This is a genomic window from Streptosporangium sp. NPDC002544 (assembly GCF_040295965.1).
GTDB lineage: Bacteria > Actinomycetota > Actinomycetes > Streptosporangiales > Streptosporangiaceae > Streptosporangium.
In genome coordinates this window covers 586,809-603,915 of the sequence record NZ_JBEOWJ010000001.1, presented here as the reverse complement: position 1 = coordinate 603,915, position 17,107 = coordinate 586,809, and the positions used below count along the sequence as shown (strand labels likewise).

General features: G+C 67.3%; 22 protein-coding genes. 12 read left to right on the top strand and 10 right to left on the bottom strand.

The genetic code is table 11. The features are described 5' to 3' along the window. The 3 genes from fxsT to ABT061_RS02810 form a co-directional block, all read right to left on the bottom strand. On the bottom strand, positions 1-2,069 hold a 2,069-nt coding region (gene fxsT, locus ABT061_RS02820), incomplete at its 3' end, for an FxSxx-COOH system tetratricopeptide repeat protein (RefSeq protein WP_350911942.1). 9 nt (positions 2,070-2,078) lie between these two features. Continuing rightward, positions 2,079-2,498, bottom strand: a complete 420-nt coding sequence (locus ABT061_RS02815) for a hypothetical protein (RefSeq protein WP_350911940.1) — start codon at positions 2,496-2,498, stop codon at positions 2,079-2,081. A gap of 639 nt (positions 2,499-3,137) precedes the next feature. After that, positions 3,138-3,404, bottom strand: coding sequence for a GntR family transcriptional regulator (locus ABT061_RS02810; RefSeq protein WP_350911938.1), 267 nt, complete (start codon positions 3,402-3,404; stop codon positions 3,138-3,140). 261 nt (positions 3,405-3,665) lie between these two features. Here ABT061_RS02810 and ABT061_RS02805 point away from each other — a divergent pair, with 261 nt between their 5' ends. Beyond that, entirely contained in the window at positions 3,666-3,992 is a 327-nt protein-coding gene (locus tag ABT061_RS02805) for a hypothetical protein (RefSeq protein ID WP_350911936.1), read from the top strand. After that, on the top strand, positions 3,989-4,360 hold the full coding sequence (locus ABT061_RS02800; protein WP_350911934.1) for a hypothetical protein: 372 nt from the start codon (positions 3,989-3,991) through the stop codon (positions 4,358-4,360). The genes ABT061_RS02805 and ABT061_RS02800 overlap by 4 nt, the downstream gene beginning before the upstream one ends. 56 nt (positions 4,361-4,416) lie before the next feature. Here the strand turns inward: ABT061_RS02800 and ABT061_RS02795 are convergent, their stop codons facing one another. The 4 genes from ABT061_RS02795 to ABT061_RS02780 all read right to left on the bottom strand — a co-directional run bounded on the left by ABT061_RS02795 (position 4,417) and on the right by ABT061_RS02780 (position 7,204). Beyond that, positions 4,417-4,824 carry a hypothetical protein gene (locus tag ABT061_RS02795; RefSeq protein ID WP_350911932.1) on the bottom strand — a complete coding sequence of 136 codons (408 nt, stop codon included), beginning with the start codon at positions 4,822-4,824 and terminating at the stop codon, positions 4,417-4,419. After that, positions 4,802-5,524 carry a guanylate kinase gene (locus ABT061_RS02790; RefSeq protein WP_350911930.1) on the bottom strand — a complete coding sequence of 241 codons (723 nt, stop codon included), beginning with the start codon at positions 5,522-5,524 and terminating at the stop codon, positions 4,802-4,804. Before ABT061_RS02790 ends, ABT061_RS02795 begins: the two co-directional genes overlap by 23 nt. Beyond that, positions 5,521-6,273 carry a P-loop nucleotide/nucleoside kinase family protein gene (locus ABT061_RS02785; protein WP_350911928.1) on the bottom strand — a complete coding sequence of 251 codons (753 nt, stop codon included), beginning with the start codon at positions 6,271-6,273 and terminating at the stop codon, positions 5,521-5,523. The genes ABT061_RS02790 and ABT061_RS02785 overlap by 4 nt, the downstream gene beginning before the upstream one ends. Positions 6,274-6,838: 565 nt before the next feature. Continuing rightward, positions 6,839-7,204: a GntR family transcriptional regulator gene (locus ABT061_RS02780; protein WP_350911926.1), complete on the bottom strand. Its 366-nt coding sequence runs from the start codon at positions 7,202-7,204 to the stop codon at positions 6,839-6,841. A gap of 196 nt (positions 7,205-7,400) precedes the next feature. On the opposite strand from ABT061_RS02780, the gene ABT061_RS02775 reads away from it, so the two are divergent. The 9 genes from ABT061_RS02775 (at position 7,401) to ABT061_RS02735 (ending at position 13,504) form a co-directional block, all read left to right on the top strand. Then, complete coding sequence (locus ABT061_RS02775; protein WP_350911924.1) at positions 7,401-7,748, top strand: SCO3933 family regulatory protein; 348 nt, start codon at positions 7,401-7,403, stop codon at positions 7,746-7,748. Continuing rightward, complete coding sequence (locus tag ABT061_RS02770) at positions 7,745-9,118, top strand: FtsK/SpoIIIE domain-containing protein (protein WP_350911922.1); 1,374 nt, start codon at positions 7,745-7,747, stop codon at positions 9,116-9,118. The genes ABT061_RS02775 and ABT061_RS02770 overlap by 4 nt, the downstream gene beginning before the upstream one ends. Before the next feature lie 27 nt (positions 9,119-9,145). Then, complete coding sequence (locus ABT061_RS02765; protein ID WP_350911920.1) at positions 9,146-9,898, top strand: DUF2637 domain-containing protein; 753 nt, start codon at positions 9,146-9,148, stop codon at positions 9,896-9,898. Positions 9,899-9,915: 17 nt separating this feature from the next. Next, positions 9,916-10,266, top strand: a complete 351-nt coding sequence (locus tag ABT061_RS02760) for a hypothetical protein (protein WP_350911918.1) — start codon at positions 9,916-9,918, stop codon at positions 10,264-10,266. A gap of 17 nt (positions 10,267-10,283) precedes the next feature. After that, positions 10,284-10,460 carry a hypothetical protein gene (locus tag ABT061_RS02755; RefSeq protein WP_350911916.1) on the top strand — a complete coding sequence of 59 codons (177 nt, stop codon included), beginning with the start codon at positions 10,284-10,286 and terminating at the stop codon, positions 10,458-10,460. Then, positions 10,457-10,588, top strand: a complete 132-nt coding sequence (locus ABT061_RS02750) for a hypothetical protein (RefSeq protein WP_350911914.1) — start codon at positions 10,457-10,459, stop codon at positions 10,586-10,588. Before ABT061_RS02755 ends, ABT061_RS02750 begins: the two co-directional genes overlap by 4 nt. A gap of 104 nt (positions 10,589-10,692) precedes the next feature. Beyond that, entirely contained in the window at positions 10,693-12,078 is a 1,386-nt protein-coding gene (locus ABT061_RS02745) for a replication initiator (RefSeq protein ID WP_350911912.1), read from the top strand. Further along, positions 12,065-12,241 (top strand): helix-turn-helix transcriptional regulator, encoded by a 177-nt coding sequence (locus tag ABT061_RS02740; protein WP_350911910.1) that lies wholly within the window; start codon positions 12,065-12,067, stop codon positions 12,239-12,241. The genes ABT061_RS02745 and ABT061_RS02740 overlap by 14 nt, the downstream gene beginning before the upstream one ends. Before the next feature lie 3 nt (positions 12,242-12,244). Further along, positions 12,245-13,504, top strand: coding sequence for a tyrosine-type recombinase/integrase (locus tag ABT061_RS02735; protein WP_350911908.1), 1,260 nt, complete (start codon positions 12,245-12,247; stop codon positions 13,502-13,504). A gap of 76 nt (positions 13,505-13,580) precedes the next feature. On the opposite strand, the gene ABT061_RS02730 is transcribed toward ABT061_RS02735, so the two are convergent. Continuing rightward, positions 13,581-14,744 (bottom strand): acyl-CoA dehydrogenase family protein, encoded by a 1,164-nt coding sequence (locus ABT061_RS02730; RefSeq protein ID WP_350911906.1) that lies wholly within the window; start codon positions 14,742-14,744, stop codon positions 13,581-13,583. A 163-nt stretch (positions 14,745-14,907) separates the two neighbouring features. On the opposite strand from ABT061_RS02730, the gene ABT061_RS02725 reads away from it, so the two are divergent. Further along, positions 14,908-16,209, top strand: a complete 1,302-nt coding sequence (locus tag ABT061_RS02725; protein WP_350911972.1) for a UDP-glucose dehydrogenase family protein — start codon at positions 14,908-14,910, stop codon at positions 16,207-16,209. Between the two features lie 183 nt (positions 16,210-16,392). Here the strand turns inward: ABT061_RS02725 and ABT061_RS02720 are convergent, their stop codons facing one another. Both ABT061_RS02720 and ABT061_RS02715 read right to left on the bottom strand, forming a co-directional pair. Continuing rightward, positions 16,393-16,815 carry a PIN domain nuclease gene (locus tag ABT061_RS02720; protein ID WP_350911904.1) on the bottom strand — a complete coding sequence of 141 codons (423 nt, stop codon included), beginning with the start codon at positions 16,813-16,815 and terminating at the stop codon, positions 16,393-16,395. Beyond that, on the bottom strand, positions 16,812-17,027 hold the full coding sequence (locus tag ABT061_RS02715) for a type II toxin-antitoxin system VapB family antitoxin (protein ID WP_350911902.1): 216 nt from the start codon (positions 17,025-17,027) through the stop codon (positions 16,812-16,814). The genes ABT061_RS02720 and ABT061_RS02715 overlap by 4 nt, the downstream gene beginning before the upstream one ends. Positions 17,028-17,107 lie beyond the last annotated feature (80 nt).

Sequence of the window (17,107 nt, the reverse complement as noted above, 5' to 3'; positions counted from 1 at the left end):
TCACCCAGCACCCGACGGCAGATCTCCAGCACCGCCCGATGCTCAGCCACGGCCTCGGCCAACCGCCCCAGATCCCTCAGCACACCCGCCAGATTGCCCCGACTGGACAGCGTGTCTGGGTGCTCCTCACCCAGCACCCGACGCCGCACCTCCAGCACCACCCGATGCTCAGCCTCGGCCTCAGCCAACCGCCCCAGATCCCTCAGCACACTCGCCAGATTGCCCCGACTGGTCAACACATCGGGGTGCTCCTCACCCAGCACCCGACGCCGCACCTCCAGCACCGCCCGATGCTCAGCCTCAGCCTCCTCCAACCGCCCCAGATCCCTCAGCACACTCGCCAGATTGTTCCAGCCGGACAGCGTGTACGGGTGCTCCTCACCCAGCACCCGACGGCAGATCTCCAGCACCGCCCGATGCTCAGCCTCAGCCTCAGCCAACCGCCCCAGTCCCCTCAGCACACTCGCCAGATTGTTCCGGCTGGACAGCGTGTGCGGGTGCTCCTCACCCAGCACCCGACGGCAGATCTCCAGCACCGCCCGATGCTCAGCCTCAGCCTCAGCCAACCGCCCCAGATCCCCCAGCACAGTCGCCAGATTGTTCCGGCTGGTCAACGTGGACGGGTGCTCCTCACCCAGCACCGCCCTGTCGACGGCCAGGCCGTGTGATGCGAATGTGTGGGCGCGATGGTAGTTGCCCTCGCCCCGCTCGTAGCCGGCGGCTTCACGGAAGATCTGGACGTTCCCCAGAGATTCGGCGCTAATCGGGTGATGGCGGATTAGGCTTTCCGCGTGCGGGCTCAGTGTCCGCCACCGTATGCGCTGTTCAGACGGGGACAGCTCCGCCGAAGCTGTCCAGGCACCGGCCAACCAGGCCAGCGCCAGGTCCGGAGCAGAGCCCTCCTCAGTGGTCGTCCTGGTCTCGTCCTCGGCCGCGACCACGGCCTGAATGAGCCGGTGAACGGCCACGGCCCCCTCAGTCAGAATGATGAGGCTGTAGGAGTGCAGCAGCCGTAGCGCGTCCAGCACCATGGCCCTGTCGCTTTCAGCGCCCAGGATGTCGCGGGGGATGTCATCGGGGGCGTAACAGGCCAGCACGCGTAGTAGCTGCACCGCGTAGGCGTTGCGCTTGCCAATGGCGTCCAGGTGGACACGCCAAAGCCGGGCGATGGTGCGCTCGGCATCTCCCCCTTCGGGGGATGCGGCGTACATGTGCGCGGGATGGGCGGTCAGCAGGGACAGGTACGTATCGGGACTGATTTGGGACTCGCGAATGTAGGCGCCGGCCTGTTCCAGCGCCAGCGGCAAATACCCCAGTCCCGCGGCGATCGCCTCGACGGCGGGCCGGCCTTCGGACCGGTCCCGCTCGCCGACCCTGGCGATCAGCTCGGCCGATGCGCGCTTGTCCAGCACCTCCAAGGGAATCGGCTGGACGCCGGCGGGCCAGCGCACCAAGCGGCGCGTGGTGACCAGGATGTGCCCGGTGTGGAGCTGGCCCAGCAGATCCCGCACATGCGCTGGCTCCTCCACGTTATCGAGCACCAGCAACCAGCCCCCGTGGGCCTGCAGCCATCCCCTCGCCCAGTCGGCCGCCTGCTCCCCGGACAGGGCCAGCGCCGTCGGCGGGTGCAGCCGCTCGGCCAGCGCGGTAAGCCCGGCCTGGACCTGCTCGGCGCTCTCGGCGGTGATCCACCACCTCAGCCGGTAGCGGTCCCGGTTGGCGGTGGCGTACTGGCGGGCCAACTCGGTCTTGCCGATGCCGCCCAGGCCGTGGATCACCTGGCCAATGACCACCCGCGCCCGGTCCCCGGACAGCTCGTGGTCGAGCTGCATCAGCACGTTCTCTCGCCCGATGAACACCGCGGCGGGCGCATCAGGCAGATTCGTCAATGCCGCCGTCAGGTCCACCTCGGCCGGAGCCCGCAGCGTTCCCGGCTCAAGCCTGATCGTCCGGTTATCCACGGGCGAGTTGTCCCCCGTGCTCACCGGCCCGTGGATCTCCCCGCTGGCTACCGATCTATCGCCTGATGCCTCGATCTCGGTGCGGCGCTGCGGTGTCGTGTCCCCCATGATCGGCTCTCAGCGGTTGCCCGTGGCGTTATCTCCGGTGGAGACGGTTCCGGAGATGGTCTGTGCGGCGATCGACCGTTCCCCGGACGCGGTCACCGTCACCTGAGCCGCCCCGGCGGTTTGGGGAGCCTCGGTGGCAGGCGCGGGACCGGCCTGCGGGGCGTTGCCTGCCGGGGTCTTGTCCTTCTCGGCCGAATCAGGGGGCACGGTGTCGCCAGTAGAGACGTTCCCGGAGATGGTCTGTCCGGCGATCGACCGTGTCCCGGATGCCGTCACCTGCACTCCTGTGGCCTGCAGGCCGGATTGCAGCGCACGGTGGCTGAGCATCACCCCATACCCGGACAGGATCAGGCCGAGCAGTCCCACGAATACGCCGATCACGCTGGCCCACTTGTCGGCATCGTCGAGGCCGGCCTTGAACAGCAGCACTCCCAGCACCACCAGGGCGAGCCCTGCCGCTATCCTCCACCCGCGCATCATGGCCCCATGATGAACCGCACACCCAAGATCAGATAATTACTCCTGGAAAATCATGAGGATCGTTACATCCACCGTTTCAGCGCATCTCCCGCGTCCTGGTGCGGTCCCGCACGCTTCCCTGCCCTGATCACCTCGTACGCCATCGACCCACCGCGAAGCGGCAGCGGGCCGGGGACGGAGGATCAAGCCCGGCCTCGCGTGTACATGCGTCCCGGTGACCTTCCTCGCTTGCTGGTTGCCCTGCTTGCACAGCCGGGCTTGAGCCGGAGGAGCCGGTCTGCTGGGCTTGCCTGGGTCGATGGTGTGCGAGGTGATCAGAGACTCCTCAGCCACCCACAGCCTCGGTCCCGCGCGGCGATCACCTCGGGGCCGGAGATCCCCGCCGGAGGCGTCTCTTCGGCTCTTATGACAGTTCGCTGTCGGCCTATTGGCGCGTGGGCGGCGCTGGTCGCGACCGGCCGAAGAGCCGCAGCGCGACCAGCGACCGCCCGACGCGTGGCGAGACGCCGAAGGCGGCTCGCCTTTAAAGACGTAGAGAAAGTTCTCATCCGGAGTGAGTGGGCTCCGGTGATCTTGAGGCTGTAACAGCTACTCGGGGGCCTCGTCGGGCTCCGTGGTACGTTCCTCGGTGGTGGTGACGAAGCTGCCCATACCGCGTTCGGTGCGGATCCATCGGTCCTTGCGTAGGGCGTTCATGACCTTTTGTGCGGTCTGGGTGGCGATGCCGAATTCTTGGGTGAGGTCGACGACCGAGGGGATGCGTTGGCCTGGCTTGTACTGGCCGGCCTCGATGCGCTTGATGATGATGTCGCGCACCTGTCGCCACCTGGGCAGATCATCCCGCAACTCGGTCATGAGCACACGGTAGAAGCCCGTAGGGGAGGGCGCTCCAGCAGAACATACTGCTGTGTTCTATGGTGTTCTATAGAATTGCATGTCTATGATGCGGCCATGGCATCGGTGAGCGGTGGCCTACGTGCCAGCTCAGGACCGCTTCCCCACACCGGTCCCGTCCCCTGGTGCTGGAGGGCGCCAAGGGACACGGTTCCGGGTTCCGCTCGCCGATGTCCATCCACCAAGAGCTTTCGCCGACTGACGTGGAGAAGGGAGTGAGCCGTGACCGTGACCTTCCCCGACGACACAGCGGTAAGGGCTGCCGAAGAGCTCCGGGAGGCCCTGACTCGGTATGGGATCACTGCTGATGTGCATGACGGGTACGGGCTGGCGCTCGTGTCGGTCTGGGTGGATCTGATCGTGTGGTGTCGAGGGGATCAGTTCTGGTGGCGTACCGGCTGGAACCCCCGCCAGTACCGTCCCGTCTACGCCCGTCACCCCGTCGCAGAGCCTGGCCGGGCCGCGTATCGCGTTGCCCTGCGGTACGCGGAGTTGCGGCAGCTCCATCCGCTGCCGGAGCCGGAGCAGAGAGCCGCGTACCCGGCATGACCGCGCCTGATGGATGCGCGGGGTCGCTGGTGCTGCCAGGTCGCTCGCCTGGCCTGACTACCAGGGCGTTGGTGCGGCCTGCGGAAGAGCTCCGTCTGGGGGACCTTCTGGCCTTCGAGCGCGATCATGACCAGCCGTTTCGGATCACACCGGTGCGGGGTGATGAGTACGGGCGTGGACATCGATCCGTCGACCTTCTGTGGGGGCAGGTCACCCAGCTCGGCCGGTTGGACAGCGGCGGCGGTTGGTGGAAGCCAACAACGTTCCTGCTGTTGATCTGTTGTTCGTTCGTCTCGGATGCCTCCCTGATCACCACCTTGTTCAACCATTCCTCCGTGCTGCTGTCGCGGGGCGGGGTGAACCTCTGAACGGGCGTGACGGCGTCGCCCCTGGGAAAGGGGACCGTCACACCTCACCACACCGGTCATGTCTGGAACGGAATGAGGATGCGATGTCTGAACGGTTCGCTCAACGGCTTCCGGCTTGGCCGCTTCCTGCGGTGGGTGGTGGGCCGGTGATCGAGGGGTGGAGGACCGAACAAAGTGGTTGGGGCGTCTTCTCCGCGCGCCGCGATCCCGAACTCGTACTGACCGAACAGGAGATGCTCGCCGGGCTCACCGGGCACCTGGTCGCCGAAACGGCCGAGGAACTCCTCCAGCTGGCCGACGAACAGCAATGCATTGCAGACCGGCTGAACGATGTACCGCCGGTGTGTCCGCACTGCGGGCGCTCCCAGGGAGACGCGCCGCTGATCGTGACGGCGGATGAATCCTCGGTCACGGCTGAGCGGTGCGCCCGCAGCTACGCTCCTAGGTCTGACTGTCTTCACCATGAGGTGGAGTGGACCCATCCGAATCCTCTGCCTGATGGTGCCCGTTGTCGACAGTGCGGCACCTGGTGGCGGCTGGACCTGATCCCGGCGCAGGTAGCAACTCGTCTCGAAGGCGGCGCGCCTCCGCCTGAAACCAAATGGCGTGCCGTAGTCGATCGTAGGCATTCCTAATCTCGTGCGCTGCCGCTTCGGCTCTGCGACGGTCAGTGTGAATGCGCAGGTGAAAGAACCCGGCGTCGATACTTGTCTCCAGGTCGGTGAGTGTCTCGTCCCACGCGGCAAGGCGCTTCCCGGTATCGACGTCCCCGCGGCTTCGGGATCGCTGTTCGGTGACCTCACGCGGGACCCACAGCAGCACACGGAGCCATCCATCGGGGACCTTGCCGATGAGCTGCCGCAGATCACGGATATTGCCCATGTGCACGACGGGGACGTAGCCGGCGGCGTGGCGGCCTTCGATCGTCTGGCGGTCGATGGCGTAGACGTTGCCGTAGCGGTGGGTCTCGGCGACCAGTCGACCTGCCTGGCGGAGCTTGTCCAGGTGCTCGGCGCTGACGAACTCGTACCCGTCGGCGCGGCCGGTGCCGACCTTGAGCTTGGGCAACAGGGTGAACCGCGGATCCAGGCGGGTGAGGGCTGCGGTGATGGTGTTCTTGCCGCTGGCGGGCGGGCCGTAGATGACGATTCCCTGCGGGCTCACGTCAGGATCCGCTTGAGCGCTTCGCGGGTCTGGTCGGCCAGGCTGATCGCGGCACCGAGCCGGTTGTCGATGGTGACGTGCGCGGTGGGCGGGCTGGCCTCGACGTTCAAACTCGCGGCGTACTGCTCCCAGTTGCTCAGCTTCCACGCATCGCGGGCGGCTCCGCGGAACTCGATGTACTCGCGCATCGACTCGGGATCGCAGCGAACCCAGATCGCCGCGACGTCGATCCCCTTGGCGGCGCACCGGTTCTCCAGGCGGGCGAACCACGCCTCATCCTTGAGCTCGGCGATGAACGGGGCCGCCAGGATGGCCGAGGTACCGACGTTGAGGTTGTCCCACGCGGTCTCCATCAGGCACCGGTACTCCAGCGGGCGGACCTCCTTGAGGTACAGGTCGGTGTGGCGGTCGTTGGGGTCGCCTCCGAGGGAGACGAGCAGCCGCTCGACGATGGAGCGGGTCAGGGAGTCCTTGTCCAGGAACGCCCACCCAGTGATGTCGGACAGGAAGCGGGAGAACTCGGTCTTGCCAGATCCGGCGTACCCGCCGACCAGGGTGAGGATGGGGCGGGGACTGCCTCCGCCGTGGCGTCTGCGCCAGGCGTCGACCACGCGGTTACGAAGAAGTGCTTGCGGGGAGTTGCCCGGCTCGATGCCGCCGACGGAGACCTTGGTGAACGTCTCCTCGATGACCTGGGCGGCGGCGTTGTCGGCTGCGGGATCGGCGGGCGTGGGCAAATCGGAAATCACGATTTCCGCTTTCTGTGATTCACCGGGCAGAGGGGGGCGAAACCCTAGTTCGGGTTCGGTGGCCTGGTAAAGCAGGCAGTAAGCGCGCCGATAATGCGGTCCGGGGAACACGGTTCCTTGCTCGTGTCCCCACAGCGTTTGGAAGTTGGCGGCCGGGACGCTCAGGCCGTGGCGGGTGGCTGCCTGGCGGAGTCGTTCGCCTGCGCCTTCCAGGGTCAGGCCGTGGGCTTCGCGGTGTTCGCGCAGGCGGGAGGGGGTCCAGCCGGGTCGCTGGGTCGTCTTCAGTTGCATACTTTCGCCTTCACGCTTCGGGGAGGTGATGCGGTGTGCGGTCGTGCATATGAAAACGCTTGTGTAAATGGGTGTTGAGGAGAACTGAAGAAGCTTAACTAGATCGGTGTGATACCAGAAACCCCCAGCTCACGGTGAACTTAAGCCATCGCGAAAGGCGAAACGCACCGCAGAGCAAGGGGGGAACCTGTGAACGTCGACCCACAGCGGATCAGCTGGGAATTGGCCGCGATTCGGGCAGAGCTGGACGAGTTGGCGTGCCGGATCGGCGAGATCACTTCTGCTTTGCGAAGACTGCCGCCTCCAGAGCGGCGAGTCGATCACCCAGCTCCTTGACGCTCTGGCGCGTCTGGGCAAGCTGGTCCAGGATCTCGGCGTTCACATCCGATGCCTCGGGCTTGGAGGTCTCGGCGGGGGCCTGGCGGACGAACACACCCTTGCCCTGCTGGCCGATCACCAGTCCCTCGGTGCGCAGCACGCTGATCGCGGCCTTGACCACGCTGGCGGAGACGTCGAAGCGCTCGCCCAGCTGGGCGATGGAGGGCAGCGCCATACCGGGCGCGAGTGAGCCGGTACGGATCTGGCCGCGCAGCTCGTCGACGATCTGCAAGTAGGCCGGCTGGCCGGTCTTCTCCACCATCTACGTCTCGTCTCGTCTCGTCTGCTGCACCGTCTTGCACCACGGCGCACCGTAATGCGTACCGCAAGGTGCACCACGACTCCAGTTCAACACACCCCCGTAAAGAAGCCAACCAAGCCGCCGAAGAACTCATTGACAACATAGAATTCTAAGCGTTCTATGTACGCCAAGGCTTCCATCTAGCAAAGGAACGATCATGCGCGCCATCCCCATCCCCGTCGACGTCACCAAGCTTCAGATCACCTGCGTCAAGGCCGCCAAGCCCCGCCTCGTCAACAAGGACACCGGCGAGATCAAGCGCGACAAGGACGGCAACGTCATGTACGAGCTCACCTTCCTGTTCGAGGACGAGTTCAACCGGATGGAACTCGTTAAGGTCACCACCACCCCTGAGCCGCAGATCACCGCCGGTGAGGAGGTCGTCCCGGTCGGCCTGGTCGGCTACGTCTGGGAGCAGGGCGGACGCTGGGGCATCTCCTACCGGGCCGCCTCCTTCGTCCCCGCCGGTTCCGCTCTCTCCGCCGGGATGGGGGCGGACCTGTGATCGACCTCGGCCACCCGTTACTCAAGGTCCTCGCCGTCGTGCTCGTCCTGCTCGCCTGGCGGCGCTGGGCTCCCCTCTCCTACTGGTACGTCCTGGTCTTCCCGCGCAAAGCCGTCTGGCTGCGCTGGTCCTGGCGTCACGTCGCCTCCGGCTGCGGGCTGACCAAGAAGCGGCACCGCTGGTGGTTCACCACCGTCCCCGGCCTGGTCGCCTCGACCGGCGTCGTGCAGGTCAAGCGGCGCTTCCAGCGGGTCGCCGTCGACACCAAACCCTGGATGGGCCTACCCCGCCCCGTACGGCACGGCTTCCGCATCACCTTCCACCTCCTCGACGGCCAGGTGCCCGACGACTACGCCAAGGTCTGCGAACGGCTCGCGCACGCCTGGCGCATCGAGGCGGTTCGCGTCGTCGCTTCCCGGCCTGGCCGCGTCACCCTCCAAGGAATCACCCAAGACCCTTTAACCCACGTCGCCCCCGCCTCCCCTCCGGCGGAACCGCGCGACGGCTGGCGGGCCGAGGACCTGCTCCGGCCCATCGTCGGGGTGCTGGAGACCGGTGCGGCCTGGCGCATGGACCTGCGGCTCATTCCGCACTGGATGAACGCGGGCGCCACCCAGTCGGGCAAGTCCAATCTGATCAACGCGCTCATCGTTGGCTTGGCCCCGCAACCGGTCGCGCTGGTCGGCTTCGACCTCAAAGGCGGGGTGGAGCTGTCGGCCTACGCCGCTCGACTGACCGCGCTGGCCACCACCCGCGCCGAGTGCCTCGACCTTCTCAGTGACCTGATCGCGGTGATGGGTGCCCGGATGCTGGCCTGTCGCCGCTACGGGGTGCGCGACATCTGGCAACTCCCCGACGCCGGACGTCCGATCCCGGTCGTGGTCCTGGTCGACGAACTCGCCGAGCTGTATCTGACCGCTGACAAGGCCGAGAAGGATCAGGTCACCCGGACGGCTACCGCGCTGCTGCGCATCGCCCAGCTCGGCCGCGCGTTCGGCATCCACCTGATCCTGTCCGGGCAACGGATCGGCTCCGACCTCGGTCCCGGCGTGACCGCGTTGCGTGCCCAGATCGGCGGGCGGGTCTGTCACCGGGTCAACGATCCCGAAACCGCGGTGATGACGCTGGGCGACCTCGACCCCGACGCCCTCGTTGCCGCCCGCTCCATCGCACCGGAACTGCCCGGGGTGGCCGTGATCACCGGCTCTGACGGCCGGTGGTACCGGGCGCGGTCCGGCTACGTCTCCACCACCGCCGCAGAGCAAGCCGCGGACGCCTACGCCGACATGGCTCCGTCGTGGAACCAGGTAGCCGCCTCCGGCCTCGGTCACGAACTGCCCGGCGTCGACACCCCCGAACTCATCGCCTGACCTTTCGGACCTGGAAGGAGAACCACCGTGACCGCGACCGCGCCTCGTCTGGCCGTACGGCTGGCCGACTCCGCGCCGGTGCTGATCCTCGCCGCGATCGCCGGGGCCGGCAGCTTCACCCACATCCGCGACACCGCCACCGACCACGGACAGTCCGGGTGGATGGCCTGGGCCATAGCGGTCTGCGTCGACCTCACCTGTGTCATGGCCGCACGGGAACGACAGCGCGACAAGAAGAACGGACGCGAACGAAGCGGCTGGATCTCCTGGCCGACCCTCGTCCTCGTCGGCGGGATCACCCTGTCCCTGGCCGCGAACCTCGCCCAAGCCCACCCGTCGGCCTGGGGATGGATCACCGCAGCAACCCCGGCCGGAGCGTTCCTGATCGCGGTCTCCATGCTGGAGCGCCGCTCCACCGACCCTCGTTCCGAACCGTCCCCGGCACCCGTTCCCGTCCCGGACGCCGTGCCGGAAACCATCCCCGCACCCAACACCCTCCCTGCGGGCGTCCCCGGACCCTCAGCTCCTGCCTCGCTGTCCGGTCTCGCCGTCCCCGGCCAGAACGGACCTCAGAACGAACAGAACGGCGCCGAGAACGGCCAGAACGAAGCCGGTACGGCCGATGCGCTGCTCGACTACGCCCGCCGCGTCGCCGACGAACACCACGCCCGGCACGGCAGACCCATCACCCGCGACACCCTGCGCACCCGCCTCGGAGTCTCCAGCCAACTCGCTTCCGACCTCCTGCGCTCCCTGCGCGACAGCCCCGAACCCGTCTGACAGCGAAAGGACACCCCATGAGCACCACCGACCACCGCGCCGCGGTCATCAACGGACTCGTCGACCTGGCCGCCTTCCTGGAGGCCAACCCCGGCGCCCCTGTCCCGGCCTTCCCCAAGCTCCTCCACTTCGCCGCCGGAACCGACCCCGACATGTGCGCCGAGATCGACGCCATCGCCGAACTCCTCGGCACCGCCATCGACCCCGGCGACATCGGTTACGGCCACTACCGGACAAGCCGCGCCTTCGGGCCAGTGGAGTACTCGGCCGTGGGCATCCTCGCCCGCGCCAAGGCACGCCACGACGCCGACAGCTCTTACGCGGGCTGCGTCGACCCCGCCCCCGTCCCCTCGTCCCGTACCGCCTGACCAGAAAAGAGATCCCCATGCGCATCCGCATCGACGGCACCCACGCCGAAATCGCTTATGCCGTCAACAAGATCCGCACGATCCTCCCCATCGGCTCCGTCTCGCCGGTGCTGCCGCTGCGCGAGCGGCCACACACCTGGCGTGTGTTCCTCGATACCGCGCCCAAGCGCACCGGGGGGAGGTGGATCACGTGACCGACGACCAGGAATCCCCGCTCGTCGACATCGCGCCCAAGCGCTGGCTGTGCTGCCACTGCGGCGGGACCGGCGTCGACAGCTACGGCCAGACCTGCGAGCACTGCGAGGGCCTCGGCTTCAGCTGAGAGTCCTTGGCGCCCCCGGCGTGACCACACATCCGCCAAGACGTCCGCCACGTCGGGGGCCATCCCACACCGAACCTCGAAAGCCCGGAAGGGACACCCCCATCATGCCAAGCACCCACGCGGTAGCCGGGATGATCACCCGGCTCCACGACCCCCAATACGCCCGCTGGGCCTCCCAAATCCGCCGGACCGGCGGCTGTCGACAGCCCATCCACCTCCGCGGCCACGTCCACCACCTCGACCCCGCCACCGGCCAACGCCCGCACAGCTACACCACCGTGACCGAACCGGACGGCATCCTTCGCGTCCCCTGCAAGACCCGGCGCGCCTCCCGCTGCCCGGCCTGCGCCGAGACCTACCGAGCCGACACCTACCAACTCATCCGCGCCGGCCTGGTCGGCGGCAAGGGCGTCCCGGCCTCGGTCACCGCGCACCCCTGCCTGTTCGTCACCCTGACGGCTCCCTCCTTCGGGACCGTCCACACCCGGCGAGAGAAGAACGGGACCGTCCTGCCGTGCCACGCTCGACGCGATGCGGCCACCTGCCCGCACGGGCGCGTCATGTCCTGCACCGCTCGGCACGGGGCCGACGAGAGTCGCCTCGGTGAACCGCTGTGCCCGGACTGCTACGACTACGCGGGAAGCGTGCTGTTCAACGCCATGTCCCCGGAACTGTGGCGACGCCTCACCGAAGCTCTACGCCGACGCGTCGCCAGGAACGCCGGACTAACGCTCCGCGAACTCCGCGAACAGCTCACGATCTCCTTCGCCAAAGTCGCCGAGTACCAGCGGCGCGGCGTCGTCCACTTTCACGCGGTCATCCGCGTCGACGGCCCCGAGGGGCCGGCTACCCCTCCACCGGCCTGGGCGACAGCCGACCTGCTGACCAACGCCGTACAGCACGCAGCCTCCGCCGTCGCGGTCACCGTCCCTGCGGTACCTGGTGAACCCGCGCGGGCCTTCCAATGGGGCGCTCAACTCGACATCCGCGAGATCACCGTGACCGGTGACCTCACCGAACAGGCCGTAGCCGCTTACATCGCCAAGTACGCCACCAAAGCCGCCGAATGCGTCGGCACCCTCGACCGGCGCATCAACCCCCTCGACGACCTGACCGCCCTGCCGATCCGCGACCACGCCCGGCGGCTCATCGCCGAGTGCCTGCGCCTGGGCGCCTTCGACGAACTGACCGAGTTCCGGCTCATCAAATGGGCTCACATGCTCGGCTTCCGCGGCCACTTCTCCACCAAGAGCCGCCGCTACTCCACCACCCTCGGCGACATCCGCGCTGCTCGCACCGAGTACATGCGTGGGGAAGCGATCACCACCGGACGCCTTCCGCTCTTCGACGAGGACACCGTGCTCGTCGTCTCGCACTGGGAGTACGCCGGACAGGGCTTCTCCGCCGGTGACGCGCTTCTCACCGCTGCTCTCACCGGCACTCCCCTACCTCCTTCATGGCACGAGGGGAACGCTAATGGCCTCCATTGACAATCTCTGGGATGTCGAGGACGTCTCGCTCTATCTCCGCATCCCCGTGGCCACGCTCTACCAGTGGCGGCACCTGGGCACTGGTCCGAAGAGCCGTCGGATCGGCCGTTACCTGCGCTACGTGCCAGAGGACGTCGTGTCCTGGGTCCGGGAACAGGAGTAGGCCGTGGCCTTCGTCAAGGACCTGTGGACTAAGACCATCCGCCGCCCGGACGGCAAGACGGAGAAGGTTAAGACCGCGCGATACGGCATCGGCAAGCGCTGGCTCGCGGTCTGGCTTGATCCCGATGGGAAAGAAGTATCGACCGTGTTCGGGCGGAAAGCCGACGCGGAGAAGAAGGCGTCGTCCATGGAGACTGACGTCAGCCGCGGTGAGTACATCGATCCGAATGCCGGTAAGACGCTCTTCGCCGACTTCGCTGCACGCTGGCTGGACTCCCGCATCGTCGACCCGTCAACCAAGGTCCGATACGAGTACATCTATCGCCTCCATGTCGCCCCCACCTTCGACCGGCGGCAGGTGAAGAGCATCCTCCCCTCGCTCGTTCAGGCATGGATCAGTGACCTGAACGAGCGCTACGGGCCATCGACCATCAAGACATCGTTCCTCGTCCTGCAAGGAGTCCTGGAACTAGCCATCGCAGACGAGGCGATCAAAAAGAATCCAGCCCGATCGCCAGTCGTCCAGGTGCCCAAGCACAGCGGGGAAGAGCTGATCGCCTGGGCTGACGAGCGAGTCCACGCGGTGATCCATGCCCATCCCGATCTCTTCCGCCTGATCCCGATCATTGCCACTTCCTGTGGGCTCCGGCAAGGTGAGATCTTCGGCCTCGCCCTAGAGGACGTCGACTTCGACGAGGAGCTGATCCGGGTCAGGCGGCAGATCAAGAAGCTGGGCGCTGACCACGTCTACGCGCTGCCCAAGAACGACCGCGAGCGTGTTGTTCCGCTCCCCCAATGGGCCGCTGAGGCGATCCGGCAGCACGTGAAGGCGTATCCTCCGCTCGTCTGCTCGCTGCCCTGGGAGAAGCCAAGCGGCAAGCTCCGGACACACAACCTGCTGTTCCGCTGGACGGACAACAAGTTCATCAGGGCACGCAGCTACAGCGAACTCATCTGGAAACCCGCCCTCGTAGCCGGCGGCGTCATCCCGGCCCCTGAGAAGGACACCCGCGCCCGGAAGCGGTTCGCAACCTCCCGTAAGGAAGGGCTTCACCAACTGCGGCACTACTACGCGAGTGTCATGCTCGCCGGGGCCGTCTCTATTAGAGAGCTCGCCGAGTACCTCGGCCACGCGGACCCCGGTTTCACTCTCCGTGTCTACGCCCACATGATGCCCGGCTCCCACGACCGTGCCCGGAAGGCCATCGACGAGCGCATGTTCCGGCCGCGCGCCGTCTCTCACGGAACAGGGACGGAACAGTGATCGTTTAGCGTCGAAATCAGGAGACAGCGAGCCCCGCCCCTGAAGAGATGGGGGCGGGGTTCGTGCACTTCAGGGGTTACTTGAGGAGCTGGCGGGCCATCACCAGGCGCTGGATCTGGTTGGTGCCCTCGTAGATCTGGGTGATCTTGGCATCGCGCATCATGCGCTCGACCGGGTAGTCGCTGGTGTAGCCGTACCCGCCGAGGAGCTGGACCGCGTCGGTGGTGATCTCCATGGCGGCGTCCGAGGCGGCGCACTTGGCCGCGCTGGAGATGAAGGTGAGGTCGGCCTGGGGCTCGCCGTGCATGGCACGCTCGGACTTGGCCGCGGCGACGTAGGTGAGCTGGCGGGCGGCCTCCAGCTTCATGGCCATGTCGGCGACCATGAACTGGACGCCCTGGAAGTCGGCGACGGCCTTGCCGAACTGCTTGCGCTCCTTGATGTAGCCGATCGCGTAGTCCAGCGCGCCCTGGGCGATGCCGAGCGCCTGGGCGGCGATGGTGATGCGGGTGTGGTCCAGGGTGGCCAGGGCGGTCTTGAAACCGGTGCCGGGGGCGCCGATCATCCGGGAAGCGGGAATCCGCACGTTCTCCAGGATGACCTGGCGGGTCGGGGAGCCCTTGATACCGAGCTTGCGCTCCTTGGCCCCGAAACTGACGCCCTCGTCGGCCTTCTCCACGACGAACGCGGAGATGCCCCTGGCTCCGACGCCCGGCTCGGTGACGGCCATCACCGTGTAGTACTCCGACACCCCGGCGTTGGTGATCCACATCTTGGCGCCGTTGAGCACGTAGTGGTCGCCGTCCGCGACCGCGCGGGTCTTCATGGCGGCGGCGTCGCTGCCCGCCTCCGCCTCCGACAGGGCGTACGAGAACATCCCGTCGCCCCGCGCGACCGCCGGAAGATACTGCTGCTTGAGCTCCTCGGAGGCCGACAGCAGCAGCGGGACGGTCCCGAGCTTGTTGACGGCGGGGATCAGCGAGGACGAGGCGCAGGCCCGCGCCACCTCCTCGATGACGATGACCGTCGCGAGCGCGTCGGCACCGGCGCCGCCGTACTCCTCGGGAACGTGCACGGCGTGCAGGTCCGCCGCGACGAGCGCCTTGTAGACGTCCGAGGGAAACTCCCCGGTCTCGTCGACCTCCGCGGCACGAGGGGCGATCTTCTCGTCGGCGAGGGCGCGGACCGTCTCGCGGAGCATCTGGTGCTCCTCGGGCAGTGCGTAGAGAGGGTAGCTCATAGGGAAATAGTAGGACGTCCAACAAACACTGGAGCGCTCCACCCCATGTGGTATGTCCTTCCGCGTTTACGCAGGTGGCAAAGTGGAAGTGTCAGATGCCGATACTCTGACGGCAAATAATTGGGCAGAACCGAAAGGAGCACCAGTGGCCTACCGCCTGACGATGGTGGGAACCGGATACCTCGGTGCGACGACGTCCGCCTGCATGGCCGAGCTGGGCTTCGAAGTCCTCAGCCTCGACGTGGACGCGGAGAAGATCGGCCGCCTACAGGCCGGTGACCTGCCCATCTACGAACCGGGCCTGCAAGAGGTGCTGCGACGTAACCTGGCCAACGGGCGGCTGCGCTTCACCACCTCGTACGAGGAGGCCGCGGCCTTCGGAGACGTGCACTTCCTGTGCCTGGGCACCCCCCAGAAGCCGGGAGAGTACGCGGCGGACGTGTCCTACCTGGACGCCGCGATCGAGTCGCTGGCCCCTCACCTGACGCGCGAGTGCCTGGTCGTCGGCAAGTCCACGGTCCCGGTCGGCACCGCCCAGCGCCTGGCCGACAAGCTGGCGCGGCTGGCCCCCATCGGCGCGGGCGCCGAGCTGGCGTGGAACCCCGAGTTCCTCCGTGAGGGCTTCGCGGTGAAGGACACCCTGCACCCCGACCGGATCGTGCTCGGCGTCGCCTCCGACAGGGCGGAGAAGGTCATGCGGGAGGTGTACGCCTCCATGCTGGAGATGGGCACCCCGATGGTGATCACCGACTACCCCACGGCCGAGCTGGTCAAGGTGGCCGCCAACGCCTTCCTCGCCACGAAGATCTCCTTCATCAACGCGATGGCCGAGGTCTGCGAGGCCGCGCACGCCGACGTCAAGCAACTCTCCCTGGCGCTCTCCTTCGACGACCGCATCGGCGGCAAGTTCCTCAACCCCGGGCTCGGCTTCGGCGGCGGCTGCCTGCCCAAGGACATCCGCGCCTTCATGGCCCGCGCCGGAGAGCTCGGCGCCGACCAGGCGCTGACCTTCCTGCGCGAGGTGGACGCGATCAACATGCGCCGCCGGGCCCGCATGGTCGACCTGGCCCGCGAGCTGGCCGGAGGCTCTTTCCACAACTGCACCGTCGCCGTGCTCGGCGCCGCGTTCAAACCCAACTCCGACGACATCCGCGACTCCCCCGCCCTGGACGTCGCCGTCAAGATCAGCGAGCAGGGTGGCCGGGTCACCGTCTACGACCCCGTCGCCCAGGAGAACGCCCGCCGGGCCCACCCCCGGCTCTCCTACGGCGCCTCCGCCCTGGAGGCGGCCAGGGACGCCCATGTGGTGCTGCTGCTGACCGAGTGGCAGGAGTTCATCACCATGGACCCCGAGGAGCTGGGTTCCGTGGTGGCCTCCCGCAAGATCGTCGACGGCCGCAACGCCCTCGACGCCGAGACCTGGCGCGCCTCAGGCTGGCACTACCGCGCCCTCGGCCGCCCCTGACCGCGCCGCTCCTCTTTCAGCCCCTCGCTCGGCCCTCTGGCCGCGACTCGTCGTCACGCCTTCTCCCGCCACGGCCCGCTCCCGCGATGCGCGGGAGCGGGCCGTGGCGACATCCCGGCGTCCGGCCGGAGCACCTTGCGGGACGCACTCCCCACACCCTGGCACCGGTCACCGTCCGGGCGACTACTTCCCCGCTTCCGGGCCGTACCACTGGAGTGCCTGACCGGTGACCGCGGCTATGCGCTCGAAGTCGTGATCACGGTGTAGCAACGTGAGCCCTCGCAGCTCGGCGGTCGCCGCCAGCACGAGATCCACGGGGCCCGCGCTGCGATGCCACCCTCTCTCCGTGAGCAGGCCCTGAACCCGCCATGCCCGGTCGTACGCGCGGTCGTCAACGGGCACCCAGCCGAACAACTGGCGCATGTCCTCGATCCCCCGCTCACGATCCGCCAGAGATCGCGCACTGTAGAAGAACTCCAGTTCGGTGATCGGACATACGGCGACCAGCCCTGCCGCGACTGCCTGATCCCAGCCGTAGGTCTCGGCCTCACCACGCATGAGCCGGGCCAACGCGCTGGTGTCCATGAGGAACTGCGCGGCGCTCACCGCCGGTAGTTCCCTTTCTCGTCGAAGATCTCCAGGTCGAAGGCGCCTTCGGAAGCCGCGCCACGCAGCCGGGCCAAGGCCAATGCCCGGCGCCGGTTCTCCAGCACCTCACGCAGCGCGGCGTTGACCGTCTCCTTCTTCGTGCCGGTCCCCAACGCCTTGGCGACCTCGGCCAGCAGATCGTCATCCAGGTCGATCATTGTCCGGCTCATGAAGCACCTCCCGTGTATGCATCGATCTGAATCAAATATACATGGAGGTGTGCATTGGCGCCGAGGGTCTCCGATGCCAC